Origin of the sequence: Kitasatospora sp. NPDC059408 (assembly GCF_042751525.1) — a bacterium.
In the GTDB taxonomy this organism is placed as follows: Bacteria; Actinomycetota; Actinomycetes; order Streptomycetales; family Streptomycetaceae; genus Kitasatospora.
Genome location: NZ_JBHYWI010000041.1, coordinates 42,540 through 62,143 on the forward strand (window position 1 = coordinate 42,540; position 19,604 = coordinate 62,143).

Annotated in this window: 15 protein-coding genes and 2 pseudogenes; 11 read left to right on the forward strand and 6 right to left on the reverse strand. The window is 71.4% G+C overall.

The genetic code is table 11. The features are described 5' to 3' along the window. Positions 1–2,580, forward strand: coding sequence for a glycoside hydrolase N-terminal domain-containing protein (locus tag ACFXDE_RS25660; RefSeq protein WP_380497104.1), 2,580 nt, complete (start codon positions 1–3; stop codon positions 2,578–2,580). Here the strand turns inward: ACFXDE_RS25660 and ACFXDE_RS25665 are convergent. The 4 genes from ACFXDE_RS25665 to ACFXDE_RS25680 form a co-directional block, all read right to left on the reverse strand. Beyond that, a complete protein-coding gene (locus tag ACFXDE_RS25665; RefSeq protein WP_380497105.1) occupies positions 2,577–3,062 on the reverse strand; it encodes a universal stress protein in 486 nt (161 codons plus the stop codon). The genes ACFXDE_RS25660 and ACFXDE_RS25665 overlap by 4 nt on opposite strands. Positions 3,063–3,066: 4 nt before the next feature. After that, the gene (locus ACFXDE_RS25670; protein WP_380497134.1) at positions 3,067–4,323 is read right to left on the reverse strand and encodes an SLC13 family permease; all 1,257 of its coding nucleotides are present in this window, start codon (positions 4,321–4,323) and stop codon (positions 3,067–3,069) included. Positions 4,324–4,452: 129 nt separating this feature from the next. Next, positions 4,453–5,106 carry a hypothetical protein gene (locus tag ACFXDE_RS25675; RefSeq protein ID WP_380497107.1) on the reverse strand — a complete coding sequence of 218 codons (654 nt, stop codon included), beginning with the start codon at positions 5,104–5,106 and terminating at the stop codon, positions 4,453–4,455. 80 nt (positions 5,107–5,186) lie between these two features. Next, a complete protein-coding gene (locus tag ACFXDE_RS25680; RefSeq protein WP_380497109.1) occupies positions 5,187–6,155 on the reverse strand; it encodes an alpha/beta hydrolase family esterase in 969 nt (322 codons plus the stop codon). A gap of 467 nt (positions 6,156–6,622) precedes the next feature. Between ACFXDE_RS25680 and ACFXDE_RS25685 the strand changes: the two genes are divergently transcribed. The 3 genes from ACFXDE_RS25685 to ACFXDE_RS25695 all read left to right on the forward strand — a co-directional run bounded on the left by ACFXDE_RS25685 (position 6,623) and on the right by ACFXDE_RS25695 (position 12,603). Next, positions 6,623–8,110 carry an RICIN domain-containing protein gene (locus ACFXDE_RS25685; protein ID WP_380497111.1) on the forward strand — a complete coding sequence of 496 codons (1,488 nt, stop codon included), beginning with the start codon at positions 6,623–6,625 and terminating at the stop codon, positions 8,108–8,110. Between the two features lie 107 nt (positions 8,111–8,217). Continuing rightward, the gene (locus tag ACFXDE_RS25690; protein WP_380497112.1) at positions 8,218–10,527 is read left to right on the forward strand and encodes an alpha-L-fucosidase; all 2,310 of its coding nucleotides are present in this window, start codon (positions 8,218–8,220) and stop codon (positions 10,525–10,527) included. A gap of 132 nt (positions 10,528–10,659) precedes the next feature. Beyond that, positions 10,660–12,603 (forward strand): LamG-like jellyroll fold domain-containing protein, encoded by a 1,944-nt coding sequence (locus tag ACFXDE_RS25695; RefSeq protein WP_380497113.1) that lies wholly within the window; start codon positions 10,660–10,662, stop codon positions 12,601–12,603. A gap of 37 nt (positions 12,604–12,640) precedes the next feature. On the opposite strand, the gene ACFXDE_RS25700 is transcribed toward ACFXDE_RS25695, so the two are convergent. Then, on the reverse strand, positions 12,641–13,522 hold the full coding sequence (locus ACFXDE_RS25700) for a LysR substrate-binding domain-containing protein (protein WP_380445301.1): 882 nt from the start codon (positions 13,520–13,522) through the stop codon (positions 12,641–12,643). Positions 13,523–13,647: 125 nt separating this feature from the next. On the opposite strand from ACFXDE_RS25700, the gene ACFXDE_RS25705 reads away from it, so the two are divergent. The 3 genes from ACFXDE_RS25705 to ACFXDE_RS25715 all read left to right on the forward strand — a co-directional run bounded on the left by ACFXDE_RS25705 (position 13,648) and on the right by ACFXDE_RS25715 (position 17,344). Next, a complete protein-coding gene (locus tag ACFXDE_RS25705) occupies positions 13,648–14,718 on the forward strand; it encodes a bile acid:sodium symporter family protein (RefSeq protein WP_380497114.1) in 1,071 nt (356 codons plus the stop codon). A 418-nt stretch (positions 14,719–15,136) separates the two neighbouring features. Next, a complete protein-coding gene (locus ACFXDE_RS25710; RefSeq protein WP_380497116.1) occupies positions 15,137–16,288 on the forward strand; it encodes a hypothetical protein in 1,152 nt (383 codons plus the stop codon). Between the two features lie 537 nt (positions 16,289–16,825). Then, positions 16,826–17,344, forward strand: a complete 519-nt coding sequence (locus tag ACFXDE_RS25715; RefSeq protein ID WP_380497117.1) for a hypothetical protein — start codon at positions 16,826–16,828, stop codon at positions 17,342–17,344. Positions 17,345–17,428: 84 nt separating this feature from the next. Here ACFXDE_RS25715 and ACFXDE_RS25720 read toward each other — a convergent pair. Next, positions 17,429–17,533 (reverse strand): annotated as a pseudogene (locus ACFXDE_RS25720) (IS5/IS1182 family transposase); the annotation flags it as partial. Between the two features lie 3 nt (positions 17,534–17,536). On the opposite strand from ACFXDE_RS25720, the pseudogene ACFXDE_RS25725 reads away from it, so the two are divergent. The 4 genes and pseudogenes from ACFXDE_RS25725 to ACFXDE_RS25740 form a co-directional block, all read left to right on the forward strand. After that, positions 17,537–17,626, forward strand: a pseudogene (locus ACFXDE_RS25725) (DUF2165 family protein); the annotation flags it as partial. After that, complete coding sequence (locus ACFXDE_RS25730) at positions 17,626–17,898, forward strand: hypothetical protein (RefSeq protein WP_380497118.1); 273 nt, start codon at positions 17,626–17,628, stop codon at positions 17,896–17,898. The pseudogene ACFXDE_RS25725 and the gene ACFXDE_RS25730, both read left to right, overlap by 1 nt. A gap of 377 nt (positions 17,899–18,275) precedes the next feature. Further along, entirely contained in the window at positions 18,276–18,662 is a 387-nt protein-coding gene (locus tag ACFXDE_RS25735) for a hypothetical protein (protein WP_380497119.1), read from the forward strand. Further along, complete coding sequence (locus tag ACFXDE_RS25740; RefSeq protein ID WP_380497120.1) at positions 18,662–19,138, forward strand: helix-turn-helix transcriptional regulator; 477 nt, start codon at positions 18,662–18,664, stop codon at positions 19,136–19,138. Before ACFXDE_RS25735 ends, ACFXDE_RS25740 begins: the two co-directional genes overlap by 1 nt. Positions 19,139–19,604 lie beyond the last annotated feature (466 nt).

Genomic DNA, 19,604 nt, shown 5'->3' on the forward strand with positions numbered 1-19,604 from the left:
ATGCCCACCGGCCCGTCCGGAAACCGGCCGCCGCAGAGCCGTCGCTACCGTCCCCTGAACACCTTCTTCCGCCCCGTCCACCCGGACGACGGCCCCCGCCCCGCCCACGACCGGAAGGACGCCGCGCCGATGGACACCGCGCCCACGGACACGCAGCACCCCGCCACGGACTCGCTCTGGTACCGGCGCCCCGCCGACGGCCTCCTGGAAGCACTGCCGCTCGGCAACGGCCGCCTCGGCGCCATGATCTACGGAGGCGTGCGCACCGAGCGGATCGAGCTCAACGCGGACACCCTGTGGTCCGGCGGCCCCGGCCCCCGCGACCGGGCCGGCGCCGCCGACCACCTGCCCGCCCTGCGGGAGGCGGTGCGCGACCGCGACCACGCCGGCGCCCACGCGATCGCCACCGCCCACTTCCAGGGCCCCGACACCGAGGCCTACCAGCCGCTGGGCACCCTCCTGCTGACCTTCCCGTCGCTCGGCGAGGACGGCGAGGACGGCGAGGACGGCGAGGACGACGCGGCCGACTACCGGCGCGCCCTGGACCTCGACGAGGCCGTGCACACCGTGTCGTTCACGGCAGGAGGAGTCCGGTACCGGCGGGAGAGCTTCGTCTCCGCCCCGGCGGGCGTCCTGGCCGTCCGCCTCAGCGCGGACGCCCCCGGCGCCCTGACCTTCCGTACGAGCCTGACGACGCCCCACCCGGCCACGGCCACCTCCGCCGATGCGGCGGCCCTGTCGGTCCACGGGCGCGCCCCGGCGAGCGTCGCGAGCTGGCTCGGCGGCACGGACACCGTCTACCGGGACGACGAGGGCACGGGCTTCGCCGCCGAGATACGCGTGCGGACGGTGAACGGAACCGCCCGCACCGCGGACGGCGGGATCGAGGTCACCGGTGCCGACGAGGCCGTGCTCCTGGTCTCCGTCGGCACCGGGTACCACGACTGGCGGCAGCGGCCCGACGGGCCCGAGGCGGCGCTCGCCGAGGCCCGCAACTGGCTCGACGACGCCGGGGGACAGGACTTCCACACGCTGCGCGCTGCCCACGTGGCCGACCACCGGAGGCTCTTCGCCGCGGCCTCCCTCCGGCTCCCCGGCACGGGGCCGGCGGCGGAGCTGCCGACCGACGAGCGCCTCGCCGCCGCCAACGCGGGCACCGCCGACCCGGGCCTCGCCGCCCAGTTGTTCGCCTACGGCCGCTACCTGCTCATCGCCTCCTCCCGGCCCGGGACCCAGCCCGCCAACCTCCAGGGCATCTGGAACACCTTCGTCACGCCGCCGTGGAACTGCGACTGGACGTCGAACATCAACCTCCAGATGAATTACTGGCCCGCCGAGACGACGGGTCTGTCCGAGTGCCACGAGCCGCTGTTCGACCTCGTCACGGACCTCGCCGAGTCCGGGCGTTCCACCGCGCGGGCGTACTACGACGCGCCGGGCTGGTGCTGCCACCACAACGTCGACATCTGGCGCGCCACCAACCCCGTGCTGGGGGAGCCGATGTGGTTCCACTGGCCCATGGCCGGGCCGTGGCTGGCCGCCCACCTGTGGGACCACCACCTCTTCCACGGGGACCGCGCCTTCCTCGCCGACCGCGCCTACCCCGTCATGCGGGAGGCCGCGCGCTTCCTCACCCACCTCCTCGTCGAGGACGCGGACGGCACGCTGGTGACCAGCCCGTCCACGTCGCCCGAGCACAGCTTCCGGCTCCCTGACGGCACCCTGGCCGCCGTCTCCGCCGGCTCCACGATGGACCACTGGCTCGCCGCCGAACTGCTCGACAACACCGTCGCCGCCGCCCGCGAACTCGGCGTCGACCACGACCTGGCGGAGGAACTGGCCCGGACCCGCGCCCGCCTGCGGCCCCCGTCCGTCGCCGCCGACGGCCGCCTCCTGGAATGGCGGGACGACCTCCCCGACGAGGACCCGGGGCACCGGCACCTCTCCCACCTGTACGGCCTCTACCCGGGCAGTGCCGTCGACCCGCTCGCCGACGCCTCCCTGGTGGACGCGACGCGCCGCGCCCTGGACCGCCGGCTGGAACACGGCGGAGGCGGCACCGGCTGGAGCCTCGCCTGGGTGGCCGCGCTGGCCGCCCGCCTCGGCGACGGCCCCCTGGCCGGCCACGCCGTCGACCGCCTGCTCGCGACCTCCGTCGCGGCCAACCTCTTCGACCTGCACCCGCCGCAGCTGTTCCAGATCGACGGCAACTTCGGCATCACCGCCGCCATCGCCGAGACGCTCCTGCAGAGCCACAACGGCATCGTGCGGCTGCTGCCCGCCCTGCCGCCGTCCTGGCCGGACGGCGACGTCCACGGCCTGTGCGCGCGGGGCGGCATCACGGTCGGCCTGAGCTGGCGCCGGGGCGCGCTGACCGGCGCCGAGCTGCACGCCGTCCGGGACGCGACGGTCGACCTGTACCTGCCCGAGCGGACGGGCCGTCCGGTGGCGACCGATCAGGACGGCCGCGACGCCGCACTCGTCCCGGTTCCCGGAGACCCCCGGCGCTTCCGGCTCCACCTCCCGGCCGGCGGCCGGTGCCGGCTCGCCTTCTCCGGCCCGGCGGGCAGCCAGGGTTAGTGGTGGGGCGGGGGAGGGAGGGTGTCGGCGCTCGGGGCCGGCTCCGGCCAGACCAGCAGGACGGGACAGGGGGCGTGGTCGACGACGAAGCGGGTGGCGGGCCCGAGGCTGTGGGGTCCGAGGCGCGTGCGGTCGCCGTCCCGGGCGAGGACGAGCAGCTCGGCCCCCTCCGCCGCGGCGACGACCTCGCGCTCGGTGCGGCCGCTGCGCTCCACCGGGGTGCAGGGCCGTCCCAGCCGCTCGGCCGCCGCATCGAGGAGCTGCCGCCCCGAGGCGGCTGCCAGACCCTCCACCCGGGTGCCGGGATCACGCTCGGGGTGCCCGCGCCCGAGCAGCCCGGCGAAGGCGCCGTGCGCGGCGCCGGGCACCTCCCGGCCGCTGACGTGGAGCAGGACGATCCCGGCGTCCCGCGGCGCGTGCGTCCGCGCGGCGTCGACGCAGGCGGGCCAGGTGCCTTCGGTGATCCAGACGACGACGGTCACGGTGTCAACCTCCGATGGTCTGCAACGACCCCCACAGTGCCACCACGGCCAGCAGCAGCGCAGCGGGCACGACGAGCAGCCCGAGCCGGGTGAACTCGCCCAGGCCGATGTCGGTGTCGTGCTCGCGGACGATGCGCCGCCACAGCAGCGTGGCGAGGGACCCGGCGTAGGTGAGGTTGGGGCCGATGTTCACCCCGAGCAGCACGGCCAGCACCGCGCCGGGCCCTGCCGGGGCCGCCAGCGGCAACAGGACGAGGGTGGCGGGCAGGTTGTTGATGACGTTCGCCAGGACCGCCGCCAGCGCCGCGGTGCCGAGCAGTGCGGGCAGCGCGGTGCCCTGCGGGACGAGGTGCCCGAGCGCGGAGGCGAGCCCGTTGTCGACCACGGCCCGCACCACGACGCCGAGCGCCAGCACGAAGGCCAGGAACGGCACCGCGGCCGAGCGCACGACCGCGACCGGGGTGGTGCGCCGCCGGACCAGCGCGCGGACGGCGAGCACGAGGGCACCGGCCAGGGCCGCCCACGCCGGGTCGAGCCCGAGTACGGAGGTGAGGATGAACCCGCTCAGCGTGCCGACGACGGTGAGGAGGGCGAACAGCGGCATCTCCGGCGGCGCGAGGTCGGCCGGGGCCGGGGCGCCCGCGTCCAGGTCGGCGGCGAAGAACCGGCGCAGCACCGCGTACTCGACGGCGATGGCCGCCAGCCACGGCAGCGTCATCAGGGCGGCGAAGCGGGTGAAGCTCAGCCCGCTGGCGGCGAAGGCCAGCAGGTTGGTCAGGTTGGACACCGGCAGCAGGAGCGAGGCGGTGTTCGACAGGTGCGTGCAGGCGTAGACGTGCGGCTTGGGCCGGGCGCCGAGCCGCGCCGCGGTGGCGAACACCACCGGGGTGAGCAGCACCACGGTGGCGTCCAGGCTGAGCACGGCCGTGATCACCGAGGCGACCACGAACACCTGCGCCAGCAGCCGGCGCGGCCGCCCGGCGGCGGTGCGGGCCATCCAGGCCCCGCAGGCGTGGAACAGGCCCTCGTCGTCGCAGAGCTGGGCCAGCACGAGCACGGCCGCCAGGAAGCCGACCACCGGCCCGAGCCGCTGCACCTCGGCCAGGGCGTCCGACGGCGAGATCGCGCCGACGGCGACCACCAGCCCCGCCGCCGGCACGGCGACCACCGCCTCCGGCCACCCCCAGGGCCGCACCACCGCGCAGACCAGGACCAGGACCAGCAGGCCGACGGACAATGCCTCGGCGAACGACGTACTCAGGGTCTTGCTCCCATTCGGGCGGTGGTGACGATCGACGGCCCCATCGAATCAGACACCTCGGGACCGCTGCGCACCAGCTCGGACCCCGTGTCGACCGGGACCGCACCGGCAGAGTCGTCGAGTCGACCGTCAACTGTCGACTCGCGCCAGGTGACCGCGGACGGCGTCCAGGGTGGTCGCGATGAGGAGCGACTGCGCGACCGGGACGAGGCGGGCCGCGGTGTCGCCCTGCACGGCGGAGTCGACCGACTCGACCATGAGGCGGTAGGGATCCTGGGCCGGGTAGTCGCGGAGGTCTCCGCCGGTGGTGGTGAGCGTGCTGGGGGCGGAGCCGGCGCAGAACGCCGGTGGGGTGAGGGTGATCGAGCCGCCCGTGCCGGTGGTGGTGAACGTCTCGGCCGTGCGGCCGACGAGTGAGCAGTCGACCTCGGCCATTCCCCGGCCGGGGAACTCCGGCAGGAACCGGGTGACGGAGTCGGCGGAGCCGGGGCCCCAGCGCTCCTGTTCGGCCCGCAGGACCGTCGGCGCGCGCCAGCCGAACGCGGCGAGCGCGGCGGAGACGGCGTAGTAGCCGACGTCGTAGAGGGCCCCTCCGCCGAGGGCGGCGTCGAGGCGGTAGTTGCCGGGGGCGGGGGCGCGACCGTCGAACCGGGCGGTGACGGTGTGGACGGTGCCGACCGCGCCGCGGGCGATCAGGTCTTCGAGGTCCCGGGTGCGCGGGTGCCAGCGGTTCCAGGCGGCCTCGACGAGCAGCCGTCCGGCGGCGCGGGCCGTGGCGGTCATGGCGCAGACGCCGCCGGCGCATCCCGCCCGATCGGCGACCGGGCGGGATCTCCTTGATCTGGAGGGCAGCCGGAGAGCGACTACCCGAGGGTCCGCTGGTGCTTGCCGCCGCCGTCCAGCCCCATGAAGTGGATGGCGTAGGCGGCCATCTGCGTGCCCTGGATGGGCAGTTGGTGCCCGGCGCCGGCGATGCTGTACGTCTCGACCTGGGTGATGCCGGAGCCGTTGGCGTACCGGGCCCGGTTCCAGTCGGCGGCCGGGGTGTCGGACGACGACGGGCTCTGCCTCACCCCGAGGACGTTCGTCCACTGCTTGGTCTCTTCACCGAGATCGTTGTGGTTCAGGATGGGGTCGGCGGTGCCGTGCCACAGCTGCACGCGGGGGCGCGGCCCGGTGTAGCCGGGATCGGCACCGCGCACCAGGTCGCCCCACCGCTGCGCGGTCATGGAGACCCGGCCCCCGGCGCAAGGACCGTTCCAGCCGCGCACGGTGCCCGTGTAGAAGCAGTGGTAGGGCACGCCCATGAACGCCGAGCCGGCCTTGAACACGTCCGGGTAGTCCGCGAGCATGACGTTGGTCATCATCCCTCCCGACGACTCGCCGGTGACGTACACGGCGTTGCGGTTCCCGCCGTAGCGCTGCTCGACGTACGTGATCATCGACATCAGCCCGACCGGGTCACTGCCGCCGTTGCGCGTCAGCGCCTGGTCGGACGAGACGTCCCAGCAGCTGCCGCCGGGGCTGGTCGAGGGGTAGATGACGATGAACCCGTACCGGTCGGCCAGCGCGGCGAAATCGGTGCTGGAGTACAGGTAGGGGCCCGAGCCCTGGCAACCGTGCAGTGCCAGCAGGATCGGCGGGTCGGCCTTGGCGCTGTTCGGGACGTACAGGTACATCTGCAGGTCGGTCGGGTTGGTGCCGAAGCCCGTGATCCGGGTCAACGAGGCGGCGCCGGCCCGGGGCGCGTTGGACACGTTCACACCGAGTGCGGCGCCGACCGCCAGGAGTACGGCGAGCAGGCGGGTCGTCAGGTGCCGGGAACGCAGCATGGAACCTCTTCCTCCGCGGGTGGATGACAGCGGTGGGCGGTGAGCAGGTCACGCATGTGAGCGCTCACATCGGTGCTCGCGCTCACGGCGTCGCCCTTGCTCTTGTTTCCGGAGCGTTTCGGACTGTTGACGCTGCATCAGGGGCCGCGGCCTCGTCAAGGAGTGGCTGGGCTTCTCCCTGGCTTCCAGGCGAAACGGCCGATCGGTGCGATCCCACTGGTGAAAGTTTCACGGTGGCGCCGGTGTGGACGGTCTTCGGGGCCCGGCGCGGGTGGAGCGGCCCGGATCGAGTCAGGGATCGCCTGACATCCCATGTCTGTTGCCGTGAGGTCAGATGAATCACGCCACTGTTGGGCGGCTGCTCGGCAGAAGCTGTCGAAACTCTGGACAAGCACCCGACCTTTGAGCCTTAATCCATCCCATGTCATGGACGTTTCCGACGCATGTCCTTTGGGAGAGGTGACCCCTTGTTCCGCAGTCCTTCAGGCGACACCCGGCCGGTCGGCCGGTGGCGGACCGCACTCGCCGGACTTCTCGCCCTGCTCGGCGCCTTCGCGGCGGTCCTGCTGCCGGCCGCACAGGCCCAGGCGGCCTCGGCCCCGGTGCAGTTCACCCTGGGCGGCGCCCGCACCGACCAGAACGGCAACGCGCTGCAGCTGCACGGACTGGGCATCGTCAAGGTGGGGAGCACCTGGTACGGCTTCGGCGAGGACAAGACCGGTGAGACGTCGGCGAACACCTCGTTCCAGGACATCCCCTGCTACACCTCCGGCGACCTCGGCACCTGGACCTACCAGGGCGTGGCACTGGCCAAGCAGAGCAGTGGAGATCTGGGGCCGAACCGGGTCGTCGAGCGGCCGAAGGTCATCTACAACGCGTCGACCAGCACGTACGTGATGTACGTTCACATCGACAGCGGCGACTACTCCGAGGCGAAGGCCGGTGTTGCCACCAGCAGCACCCCGTGCGGCCCGTACGTCTACCGGGGCAGCTTCCGGCCGCTGGGCAACGTCAGCCGTGACCTGGGCCTGTTCCAGGAGTCCGACGGCACGGGCTACCTGCTGACCGAGGACCGCAACAACGGCGGCCTGCGGATCGACAAGCTCTCCGCCGACTACCTCTCGGTCGACAGCCCGGTCGCGCTCCTGGGCGGCGGCAGCATCGAGTCCCCGGCCATGGTGAAGGTGGGCGGCACCTACTACCTGCTGGGGTCGCACCTGTCGGGCTGGTACCTCAACGACAACGTCTACGCCACCGCGACGTCCCCGAGCGGACCGTGGTCGGCCTGGAAGGATCTGGCCGCTCCCGGCACCAATACCTACGGGAGCCAGACGGCCAACGTCATCACCGTTCAGGGCACTTCGGGCACCGCGTACATCTACGCGGGGGACCGCTGGGACACCGGTGACCTGGGCGGATCCAGGCTGATCTGGCTCCCGCTGACCATCCGGGGGACGACGCTGAACCTCGGCCAGTACCCCACTTGGTCCCTCGACACGTCCGTGGGCACCTGGTCGGCCGGCAGCGGCCTCCCCTCCGCCGGTACCTACGCCCTGACCAACGCGGCCAGTTCGATGCTGCTGGACGTGTCCGGCGCCTCCACCTCCGCCGGAGGCGGGGTCATCCAATGGCCGTCGACCGGCGGTGCCAACCAGAAATGGACGCTCACCAGGGTCGCGGACAACGTCTACACCCTGACGAGCGCCAACAGCGGACTGTGCCTGGACGTCCCCGGCTACTCGACCGCCACCGGCGTGCAGTTGCAGCAGTGGACCTGCAACGGCGGCACCAACCAGCAGTGGGCGCTGGACCTCGCCGGCGGCAAGTACGTGCTGGTCGGCATCGCCAGCGGCCTGACCATCGGCACCGGCGGCTCGACCACGCAGGGCGGGGCCGTGGACCAGGAGCCGGGCGGCAGTTCGAGCGCCACCAGCGAGAGCTGGACCCTTTCCTGACGGGCGGCTGACGGCAGCGGGCCCGTCTGGCAACCGGGCCCGGCCGGCAGCCGGGCCCGTCCGGGGGCTCCAACATCACCGTTCAAACGCGAACTGGAGGAACAACAGTGCCGGATCCCATCTCGCGCAGGTCGCTCCTCGTCGGCATGGCGGCCATGACGGTTGCCGCGACGGTGTGCTCGGTCGCCGTGACGGCGCCCGCGTACGCCGGGACGGCGGCCGACCCGCTGCCGCTGCCTCCCCTGCGGATCCCGCAGACCGACCTGGGCCTCGAACAGCAGCCGGACTCCAAGATCCAGTGGCTGATGGACGCCAAGCTGGGGATGTTCATCCACTGGGGCGTGTACGCGGGCCCGGCGAAGGGCGAGTGGTACATGCACAGCGCCGCGGTCACCCCGGCGGACTACCGCAAGTACGTCACCGACGCGACGAGCGAGCAGTTCACCGCCGATGCCTACGACCCGGCGGCGTGGGCCCGACTGGCCGAGGACTTCGGGGCGAGGTACACGACGCTCACGACCCGCCACCACGACGGCTTCGCGCTGTGGCCGCTGAACCACCCCGACAGCTGGAACTCCGGGCAGGCGCCGCTCAGCCGTGACTTCGTGAAGGACTACGTCGCGGCGGTGCGGGCGGCCGGCCTGAGGGTGGGCCTCTACTACTCGCCGATCGACTGGCGCTACCCCGGTTACTACGATGTGAGCGGTACCAACTGCGCAGCGAACCCTTGGGGCTACACCACCGATCCCGCGCACAAGGAGAACGCGCGGATCATGAAGACCGAGGTGTACGAGTCGGTCAAGGAACTCGTCACCCGGTACGGCGTGATCGACGACCTGTGGTGGGACGGCGGCTGGATCGCCGAGCAGGGCACCGACGCGGCCGGCGCCTTCTTCTGGGAACCCGGCCGGTTCCGCGACACCGCCAACCAGTGGCCGGTGGACGCCGCCTACGGCGAGACGGACGCCGACGGCAGGCCGCTGGGGCTGATGGGCATGGTCCGCAAGCACCAGCCCGACATCGTCGCGACCTCGCGCTCCGGCTGGAAGGGCGACTACGACAGTGACGAGGGCCCGGGGGTCCCGACCGGGGCGATCCGCACGGGCAGGCTCGTCGAGAAGGTCTTCAGCGTCATCGGCACGTGGGGCTACTCCAACTCCTCCGTCATGGGCTACGGCACCGCGATGGACATCCTGGTCAACTGCTGGGTGCGGAACATGACCGTGATGGTCAACGTCGGCCCGGACCGGCACGGCACCGTCTCCGACGCCCAGGCCGCCCTGCTGCGGCAGATCGGCACCTTCATGACGGCCTGCGGTCAGTCCGTCTACGGCACCCGCGGCGGGCCGTGGAATCCGGTCGACGGCCAGTACGGCTACACGTACAAGGACGACACCTTCTACGTCCACCTGCTGCCCGGCTACAGCGGAACCACCTTCACCACCCCGCCGATCGGCGACCCGCAGGTCACCCGCGTGTTCGACGTGCGCTCGGGTGGCGACCTCAGCTACACCGTCAGCGCCGACGGCCGGGTCGCCGTCGCCGGCATCGACCGCACCACCCACCCCCAGGACAGCGTCGTCGGCGTTGTCCTCGACCGCAGCGTGCAGCCCGCCGACAGCGAGGAGAGCTCCAAGGGCAACATCGCGGCCAAGGCCGTCGACGGCGCCACCTCCACCCGCTGGTGCGCGAACGACGGCGGCACCGGCCACTGGCTGAAGGTCGACCTGGGCTCGATCCGTTCCCTGACCGGCACCCGGATCGCCTGGGAGCTGGACCGGACCAACTACCGGTACACGATCGAGGGCTCCACCGACGACGCAGGATGGACCACGCTGGCCGACCTCACCGCGACGACCGGCACCAGCCAGGTCCAGGTCGCCCAGTTCCGCACCCGCGCACGGTACGTGCGCGTCACCGTCACCGGGCTGCCGGACGGCGTCTGGGCGTCCATCCGCACCCTGGAGCTCTACGACCGGCCCTTCGGCGCGGACCTGGGCACGTTCAAGCTGGTCAACCGCCGCAGCGGCAAGGTGCTGGACGTCAGTGACGCCTCCACCGCCGACGGCGCCGGCCTCGTCCAACGGCCCTGGACCGGCGGCGCCGACCAGCAGTGGAAGCTCCTGCCCAACGCGGACGGGTCCTACCGGCTGGCCAACGCCAAGAGCGGCAAGGTGCTCGACAGCCCCGGCAACTCCGTCCAGGGCGCGAGCCTCGACCAGTGGACCGGCGACGGCGGCGACAACCAGTCGTGGCAGCTCGTCCCCTCCGCGACCGGCGGCTACTACCGGCTCGTCAACGTCCGCAACGGGTGGTGCGCCGACGTCAAGGACGCCTCCACCGCCGACAGCGCCCAGGTCATCCAGTGGACCATCACCGGAGGTGACAACCAGGACTGGCAGATCGTCGCCCTTTGACGGGGGCCGCTGTCGTGATCGCGGCATTCGGCCGCTGTTCAGCGCGGCGTGGCCACGTGGATGACCTGCGACAAGGTTCGGTCCCTAACGTCCGGTGAACCGTCCGGGGCCACACCACTCCTTGGAGCGATCATGCACGATTCCCATCCGTCCGACGCGTGCGCCTGCCCCCGGACCGCGGAACTCGACGGGGGCGGGGCAGCGGCGGCGAGCCGGCGGCGGTTCCTGCGCGGGGCCGGGCTGCTGGGGGCGGGGGTCGGCTCGGCGGGGCTCGGGGTGTTCGGTGCCGCCGCCCCCGCCGAGGCCGACGTCAAGCCCCGTACCCGCCCCGAGGGTTGGGAGCCCGACCCGGACAGCCGGCAGTTCACCTTCGTCGTCATGCCGGACACGCAGTACCTGTTCGACGAGGACCGGATCCACCCCGCCCCGCTGGAGACGTCGTTCCGCTACGTCCTCGACGGCGGGACGAACCGCGAGGGTGGCGGGGACGACAACATCGTCTTCCTCGCCCACCTCGGCGATGTGACCGAGCACGGGCTGCCCTCCGAGTACGCCGCCGTGACGAAGTCCTTCGCGCTGCTCGACGACGCCGGCGTCGCCTACGGCGTGCTCGCGGGCAACCACGACGTCCGGTCCTCGACCGACGACCAGCGCGGCAGGACCCCGTACCTGGACACGTTCACCCCGGCGAGGGCCGCCCGCACGCCCGGCTACCGGGCCTCCAGCCCCGACGGGTACAACACCTGCCACGTCTTCAGGGCGGCCGGCCGCGAGTGGATGGTCCTCTCCCTGGACTGGCGCCTGTCGGACGCGGGCTTCGTCTGGGCGAACAGGATGATCGCCGAGAATCCGAAGCTGCCGGTCATCCTCACCACCCACGAGCTGGCCTACGCGGACGAGAGCGGCAAGGCGAACCTGTCCGACTACGGGAAGCGCCTGTGGGACAAGCTCGTCAGCGGCAACGACCAGGTGTTCCTCACCGTGAACGGGCACTACTGGCCGCCCGGCCGCACCGTCCTGCGGAACAAGGCCGGGAACGATGTGCACGTTCACATCACCAATTACCAGGACCGCTACTACGGCGGCGCCGCGATGATCCGCACATACCGCTTCGACGTCGACCGGAACACGATCGACGTGTCGACGTTCTCGCCCTGGATCCAGGAGACGGCCGCGGAGGAGCGCAACGCCCTGGCCGCCCGGGAGGCCGAACTGACCTCCGACGTCGACCGGTTCTCGGTCCCGATCGACTTCGAACGCCGCTTCGCCGGCTTCGCCCCCGTCCCGCCGCGTCCGGCTCGCCCCGCGAGCGAGCTGCTCGTCCGCGACACCCTCGCCTACTGGCGCTTCGACAACGGGGGCAAGGACGGCACCGGCGTCCTGCAGACCGTCCGGGACCTGACCGGTCAGGGCAACGACCTGGTATGCCAGGCCACCCCGGGCGCGCCCGACACCGCACTCACGTGGTCGTCCGACCACCACCCGGACCAGCCCGGGCACGGCAGCCTGCTGTTCGACAGCCGCAACAAGCCGCCGATCGGCGCGTACCTCCAGACCGTGCCCACCGCGCCGGTCAACCGCGAGACGTTCGAGCACGGTTACACGATCGAGGCCTTCTTCAAGCTGCCTGCGGACTGGGCCCCGGGGGAGAACGCGTGGTCGGGGATCCTGAGCCGCTGGGGCATGAGCGGCGAGGCGGGCAAGAGCGGGGACGCGACGGATCCGCAGGAGCCGGTCGTCACGCTCAGCCTGTCCGAGGCGCCCGCGCTGCAGTGGTGCGTCTACCCGCTCGACCAGACCGGCGCGTCGACCTGTTGGGGCCATCAGCTGCCGCTGGACCACTGGTGGCACGTCGCGGTCGTCAACGACGGCCGGCTCAACCGGATGTACGTGGACGGCTGCGAGGTGGCCCGCAATCCGTCGACCCCGGCCGTCGGCCTGACCACCCTCGGGCGGCCGTGGATGCTCGGCGGGTACGAGTATGCGGGCGTGCTCGACAAGATCTTCCACGGCTGGATCGGCGACGTGCGGATCGTGAAGCGTGCGCTGTCGACGGGGGAGTTCATGATCTCGTGACGCCGTAGGCGCGCAGGCGGGCTGCTTCGCTCCCAGGTCAGGGCTGCGCCCGCTCCGGGGCGCGTTGCAGCCGGAACGCGTCCGCGAGTACGGCCTGGGCCAGGACCCGGGCCGGGCCGCGGGCCGTGGTGCGTCCCGTGGTGAGGGCGAAGTCCGTCGTGCCCAGGTCCGGCAGGCCCGGCTGGTCGGGCAGCGGCCGCAGGCCCGACGGGATCAGGCTCCGGGCGTGCGGCACCACCCCGAGACCGGCCAGCGCGGCGGCCCGGACCCCGGACAGGCTGGTGCTGGTGCAGGCGATCCGCCAGGGCCGGCCGTCGCGTTCGCAGGCCTCCAGGGCGCGCGCCCGGGTGAAGCTCGGTGGCGGGTAGACGATGAGCGGCAGCGGCTCCGCCGGGTGCTCCAGCCGGAAGTCCTCCGCCGCGACCCACACCAGCCGGTCCTGCCAGACCAGTTGGCCCTGGGCGTCGCCGCCCGGCGGGCGCTTGCCGAGCACCAGGTCGAGCCGGCCGTCGGCCAGTTGCTCGTAGAGCACGGCGCTGAGCCCGACGGTGAGTTCGAGGTCGACCTGGGGGTTGCGCCGCCGGAAGCCCCGCAGGATCTGCGGCAGTTCGGTGTCGACGAAGTCCTCCGACGCACCGAACCGCACCCGCCCGCGCACCTGCGTCCGCGCGAAGTAGCCGAGCGCCTGCTCGTGCGCCTCCAGGATCGTCCGGGCGAACCCGAGCATCGCCTCGCCTTCGCCGGTGAGCTGCACCGAGTGGGTGTCGCGCAGGAAGAGGCGCCGGCCGGCGGTCTCCTCCAGCCTCCGCACGTGCTGGCTGACCGTCGACTGCCGCAGCCCCAGCCGTTGGGCGGCCCGGGTGAAACCGCCGGTCTGGGCCACCGCGAGGAAGGACCTCAACTGCACCGGATCGAACATCCAGCCACTCTATCGGCTGATATCACGAACCATGATGACAGTGAGTGCAGCCAGCGGGATTCACAATCACCCGAACGAGCGAAAGGCTGAGACCGTCCCACCCGAAACCACCCGCGCGGAGAACCATGCCCCGCCCGCACACCCCAACCCGCTCCCGCCGCTTTCCCACCCGGCCAGTGCTACGCCGCCGCGCCCGTCTCCGCGTCGACCCGTTCATCGCCTCCCTGCTCGGCACCGTGCTCCTCGCCGCCGTACTGCCGGCCCGTGGCGACGCCGCACCGGTCGTCTCGGACGCCGCCACCGGCGGGGTCGCCGTGCTGTTCTTCCTCTACGGTGCTCGGCTCTCCGCCCGTGAGGCCTGGAACGGGCTCAAGCAGTGGCGACTGCACGGCACCGTGCTCGCGGTGACCTTCCTCCTCTTCCCCCTGCTCGGGACGGCCGCCCATCTGCTGGTGCCGACCGTCCTGTCACCGCAGCTCTACCAGGGCCTGCTGTTCCTGACCCTGCTGCCCTCCACCGTGCAGTCCTCGATCGCCTTCACCTCCATCGCCCGCGGCAACACCGCCGCTGCGGTCTGCAGCGCGACCTTCTCCAGCCTCTTCGGCATCCTCCTCACCTCACTGCTCGCCGCCGTGCTACTGCACACCAAGGGCGGCATCTCGCCGGGCACCGTGCTGGAGATCGCCGGACAACTCCTCCTGCCCTTCGCCGCCGGCCAGTTGCTGCGCCGCTGGATCGCCGCCTGGACGGCCCGCCACCGCGCCGTCCTCGCCCTGGTCGACCGCGGCTCGATCCTGCTGGTCGTCTACAGCGCCTTCGGCGCCGCCGTCGTCGGCGGGATGTGGGACACGCTCTCGCTGCCCCGGCTGGCCGCCCTGCTGGTGGCCGAGTCGGTGTTGCTGGCGCTGGTCCTGACCATCACCCTGCTGGCCGGCCGCCGGCTCGGATTCGACCGGGGCGCTCTGATCGCCATCGTCTTCTGCGGCTCGAAGAAGAGCCTGGCCAGCGGCGTCCCCATGGCCGCCGTTCTCTTCCCCGGCCCGGCCGCCGGCCTGATGGTGCTGCCCCTGATGCTCTTCCACCAGCTGCAGCTGATGGTCTGCGCCGTCCTCGCCCGCCGCTGGGGCGCGGAGGCCCAGGCCGCCGAGGCCGCGGCACGGGCGAAGCCCGTACCGGTGCTCGACCACTCGGTGTGACCTCGCTGCTCCTATCCGTGCTGGGTGGGGTGATTGGCATCTGAGTATCAACGCATTTGCTTTACGCGGCAGAAGTGTTGGCGCGGGTTCAGTACGTGCTGCGATTGGTTCGCGCTTGGCGTCGGATAGTCCCGTAGAACGCCACAATGACAACTAACTCGCTCTGGCGGCCGTCTACTGTCGGATGTCGTTCGGCAGTGCGAATGGCCCGGCAAGCGGCAGTGGCAATGTGCCTCTGATGTGTCAACTGCCTTGTCGCGTAGCGGGCGTGTCGCTGGTCGGGGAGGTGCGCCCGACGTCATGCTGAACCGGCTGATCTGCCAGGACAGCGTATCGTCTTCGACCAGACTTGAGGTGTCAGGACTTGGCCGATCGTGATTCTCGTACCGAGCGGACAGTCACGCGTGAGGACGCCATAATGGACGACGCGAGCGACATCTGGGACTTCCTCGCCGAGCAGGATGCGGCCCAGGCCGGGCTGGTATCGGCATCTCGTTCAATCGGGCAAGAGGCCCAGGCCCAGGCGAAGGACGCGTCGTTGTCCGACGGTCCTGCATCCGGCGTGTACGAGGACGGAGTGTTGTCGGGGGAGCAGCTTGAATTCGGAGCCGAACTCGACGACTCCGTCTACCTCAGTCGTGGACAGCTCGCTCGCATCGATCTTCGGGCATCTCTGGAGGCGGTACTCGCGGCCTGGGCCGAGGTGGTGCCGAGCGGACCGGAGGTCGTGGACGATCTGCGCGCCGTGCTGAGCGCAGGTATTGCGGTCCTGCAGGAGCAGCCGCAGCAGGGGCTGCCAAGTGCGTCGGGAGTTGCGGCCCGTGAGTCGGCCCCCGTTGTGGACGGAGTCAGCGCGGCGCTGAGGGAAGCCGGTAAGGACGCTGCGATCGTGCGGGACGTTCCGCAGTGGCTGGAGATCCAGACCGTCCGTGGCGCTGCACGGCACTTGTGGACGACGCTGGCGGAGCGGTCCGGCGAGTGCCTCGACCGGTTGGTCGGTGATCGTCGGGTGCTGGAGTTCCTACGCGATGTCTCGATCGTGGCCTGCGAGCGGATCGCGCGGCTCGCACACCAGGGAGCGGACTGGCTTCGGCGTCATCAGGGGCCGTTGCCGAGCGCGGAGGCCCTGCTCGCTGTCGGTGGGGCGGCCGGCGCCTACAGTGCCTCGGTTCGGAGGCAAGCGCTTCCCGGCGCGGAGGCCCTACTTGTCGGCGCGATCGCTCCGTTTGCTGTGGCGGAGGTTCCGATGCTTCGGAAGATGGGGCAGGCCTTGGATCGGCCTGGGCCGGGTTCGGTACGCGCCCGGAAGGTCTCGGCGAGCGCGGCCAAGGCCCGATCCTCGTGGAGGCCGTCGAAGCAGCCGGCCGCCACGTCCGGTGAACAGCCCGAGCATCTGCGCCGCTCGGGGCCGGCACCGGCGTCAGGCCGATCGGCAGTCGCGGTAAGACGCGCAAGTTCTGGTCGCTGGGGGAACTCGCTGCTGCCGCCCAGTCATGCAGTGCCGGGGATCGTCAGTGAAAGGAGTCGTCGATCATTGAGGCGGCGACCGCGAACGCGTTGTTCAGCTTGACGGTGAGGGGTGCCGGGAGGTCGCCTGAGGCGAGCGCTCAGCTGGCGAGAGCGTGTTCGAGTTCGGTTGCCCTTACGGGGTCGAGGTGATGGCGAACAGCTGGATGGGCGAGGAGGTCGCGTAGTGCGTAGCCGTCGCGGACCTCGCTCGTCCGCTGGGCCAGGTGGTCGATGAGGGGTCGGGCGGTGGCGGTTGTTGGGCCTGCGGCGTGGATGGCGGTGAGGGTGAGCCGTGTGGCGAATGCGGCCAGGCCGTCGCCGAGTTCCAGCGCCAGGCAGTGCTACGGATCGTGCCAGTCGCGGACGGGGAGCGCGGCCGCGGACCGACGGATGGTCAGCCGGCAGCGCGTTGCCCCACCGGCGGGTCTACGGCGTCAGCCGGCGAGCCTGAACCGCCCGACGTGTACGGAGCGTTGTCAGGTTCGGAGCCGCCGAACGGGGACTCCATCCCATCGGCGGGACGGGGGACCGGTACCGCGCGCCGCCACGACACCAGGCCCGGGAGCGGTCGGACCGCTCCGGGGCGAGGAGGAACACCATGATGGCCATCCGAAGGACGCCCAGGCGGCTCGTCGCACTCGCAAGCGCCGCGGCCGCCCTGGCCGGCGTCATCGGCCTCACCACCGCCACCAGCGCGTCGGCCGACGTCAACGGCGAGTGGAACTGCTCGCGCAACCCGCGCGGCTGGGACCACATGGAGTGGGGTAGCTGCCTGCTCCCCGGCGACACGCTGGTCTCCGGCAACGGCGACCAGCGGCTCGTCTACCAGAAGGACGGCAACCTCGTGCAGTACGACGAGAGCGGCTACGCGGTCTGGGCCAGCGGAACCGTCAACACCTCGCCCGGCAAGGTCATCATGCAGTACGACGGCAACTTCGTCGTCTACGACACTTTCAAGAACGCCCGGTGGGCCTCCGGGACCGCCCTCGGCTGCAACCCGAGCGCCAACTGGGTGCGCCTGCAGAACGACGGGAACCTGGTCGTCTACCGCCCCCACGGCGACGGTCCGTGGACCGCCGTCTGGTCCGCCCGCTCCGGCCGGGTCGGCACCTGCTGATCTGACCCGGACCTACCGGAAACCCGGCGCCGGCGGCCGTCTCGGGATGGCAGCGCCCACCATAACCGCCGGCCCCGGGCCGATGTTGCGCTGCTTGTAGGCCTGGCGGTCGAAAGACGGCGGGCGGCCGCCGTTGCTGCCCTTGCGCGTACGGTTGGCGATCTGGTCGGCGGGCTGCGGGATGACCGCGTCTTTGGGAACGTCACCGACTTCGCCACCAACCAGTACTTTGTCCAGCACGTGCTGGCGATGGACACCACTTTCCGGGACGGGAACATGATGTGTCCCTCGGCGCGGTCGGGGGTCCCGACCTGCCCACGCCCGTCGTCGACGAGCTGCCCGGCGTCTTCACGTTCACCGCGATGTTCTGGCTGATCATGAACGGTCCGGGGCCGGTGGTGGAGGTACTGGAACACGCCGCCGAGGGGCTGAGGGAGCTCCTCGGGTCCGACCCCGGCCCCGAGAGGATCCTGTCCCGCCTGCGGATGTCATGCACCGTGGTGGCCACCCTCCCCGAAGTCGTGGACATCGCCACGGATCCCGGGCCGCCCTGACACCCGCTCCTCCGTTGTTGGGTCACTCCGTTCTCACCCTGCGGGTGTGACCTGATGACCCTCTTGGCCGGGCTGGAGCAGCCCGAGATGATGGCGTGACGATGGCATCGGGGGAGGGCCTCGCCCGTTCGGCGAGGGCGGTATGTCCGGAGGGGGGCGGGATGTCTGTATATGAGAAGAGTGTGCTCCAGGGCGATGGTTTGTCTGCGGAGGACGGCTTTGAGTGCTGGCGGGACGCGCTAGCGAGGACGCGGGAGTGCGAGGCGACGAGCGCTCACGCGGACAACTTCACGGGGAAGGTGCGGCTCTTCGGCCTGGGGCCGGTGGTCCTGTTGGGGTCGTCGTTCCCCTCGGCGCGGTTCCGGCGTACGGAGCGGATGATCCGGCGTTCGGACCAGGAGTTGTACCACCTGACGCTGCTGACCTCCGGAGTCCACGGGCTCAGGCGTGGACGGGATCAGGCGGAGACGTTCGGTGTCGGTGACTTCGCCCTCATCGACAGCTCCACCCCGCACGACGTGCGGATGTTCGGGGACCGGGCCCCGGGTGCGGGTGGTCCGGACGTCGCCGGCGTGGGGATCGACCTGCCGGTGTCGCTGCTGCCGGTGCCCCCACACCAGTTGCGTGACCTGCTCGGCCGCAGGCTGTCCGGCCGGGGGGCACAAGGGCGCTGCTGGCGCAGTTCCTCCTCGGCCTGGACCGCCAGGCCGCCGTCCTCCAGCCCGCCGAGGCGTCCCGCCTCGGCACGGTCGTGGTCGACCTGATGGCGGCCTGGATCGCCGGCGAGCTCGACGCCGAGCGCACGCTGCCGCTGGAGGCCCGGCAGCAGGCCCTGGTGGAGACCATCCGGACGTTCATCCAGGCCAGACTGCACGACCCCGGATTGACCCCGCCCATGGTCGCCGCCGCCCACCACATCTCCGTCAGCCACCTTCACCGCCTATTCGCCCGCTACTCCGAGGGGGAGACCGTGGCCGGGTTCATCCGCCGCCAGCGGCTGAGGAAGGCCCACCGCGAACTCGCCGACCCCGCCCTGCTGGACCTGCCGGCCCACGCCATCGGCTCCCGCTGCGGCATCCCCAACCCCTCCGACTTCAGTCGCGCCTTCAAAGCCGCCCACGGCCTCTCCCCACGCGAACACCGCCGCCAGGCCCAGCCCGAGCCCACAACAGAGGAGACGCAGAGCACAGAACCGGAGACGCAGCGCGCATTCCACCACCGAACCGCCCACCTAACGTGAGACGTATACAGGGAACCCCGGCCCACGCGGGCCCTGAACCTGTGCAGCGAGCATGAACTCCGGGCCGGGCCCGTCGGGTTGGAGGGGGGTTGTATGAGCAAGCTTCGTCAGGTCGTTGTGGTCGTGGTGTCGACCGCTGTGGTGACCGCCGGCTACGTGGCTACCGCCACAGGAGCCTTTGCGGACCTCATCGCGGGCCACCCTTAAGCCCGCCACTTCATCCCGGAGGGGGTTGTATGAGCAAGCTTCGTCGGATTGTCGTGGTCGTGGTGTCGACCGCTGTGGTGACCGCCAGCTACGTGGCTACCGCCACAGGGGCCCTCGCGGACGCCATCGCGGGCCACCCTTAAGCCCGCCACTTCATCCCGGAGGGGGGTTGTATGAGCAAGCTTCGTCGGATTGTCGTGGTCGTGGTGTCGACCGCTGTGGTGACCGCCAGCTACGTGGCTACCGCCACAGGGGCCCT

Excerpts from the sequence above, each read along its gene's own strand:
- ACFXDE_RS25660 (WP_380497104.1), top strand. The coding sequence starts at position 1 with ATGCCCACCGGCCCGTCCGGAAACCGGCCGCCGCAGAGCCGTCGCTAC.
- ACFXDE_RS25675 (WP_380497107.1), bottom strand. The coding sequence starts at position 5,106 with ATGACCGCCACGGCCCGCGCCGCCGGACGGCTGCTCGTCGAGGCCGCC.
- ACFXDE_RS25680 (WP_380497109.1), bottom strand. The coding sequence starts at position 6,155 with ATGCTGCGTTCCCGGCACCTGACGACCCGCCTGCTCGCCGTACTCCTG.
- ACFXDE_RS25695 (WP_380497113.1), top strand. The coding sequence starts at position 10,660 with ATGCACGATTCCCATCCGTCCGACGCGTGCGCCTGCCCCCGGACCGCG.
- ACFXDE_RS25700 (WP_380445301.1), bottom strand. The coding sequence starts at position 13,522 with ATGTTCGATCCGGTGCAGTTGAGGTCCTTCCTCGCGGTGGCCCAGACC.
- ACFXDE_RS25705 (WP_380497114.1), top strand. The coding sequence starts at position 13,648 with ATGCCCCGCCCGCACACCCCAACCCGCTCCCGCCGCTTTCCCACCCGG.
- ACFXDE_RS25710 (WP_380497116.1), top strand. The coding sequence starts at position 15,137 with ATGGACGACGCGAGCGACATCTGGGACTTCCTCGCCGAGCAGGATGCG.
- ACFXDE_RS25715 (WP_380497117.1), top strand. The coding sequence starts at position 16,826 with ATGATGGCCATCCGAAGGACGCCCAGGCGGCTCGTCGCACTCGCAAGC.
- ACFXDE_RS25735 (WP_380497119.1), top strand. The coding sequence starts at position 18,276 with ATGATCCGGCGTTCGGACCAGGAGTTGTACCACCTGACGCTGCTGACC.
- ACFXDE_RS25740 (WP_380497120.1), top strand. The coding sequence starts at position 18,662 with ATGGCGGCCTGGATCGCCGGCGAGCTCGACGCCGAGCGCACGCTGCCG.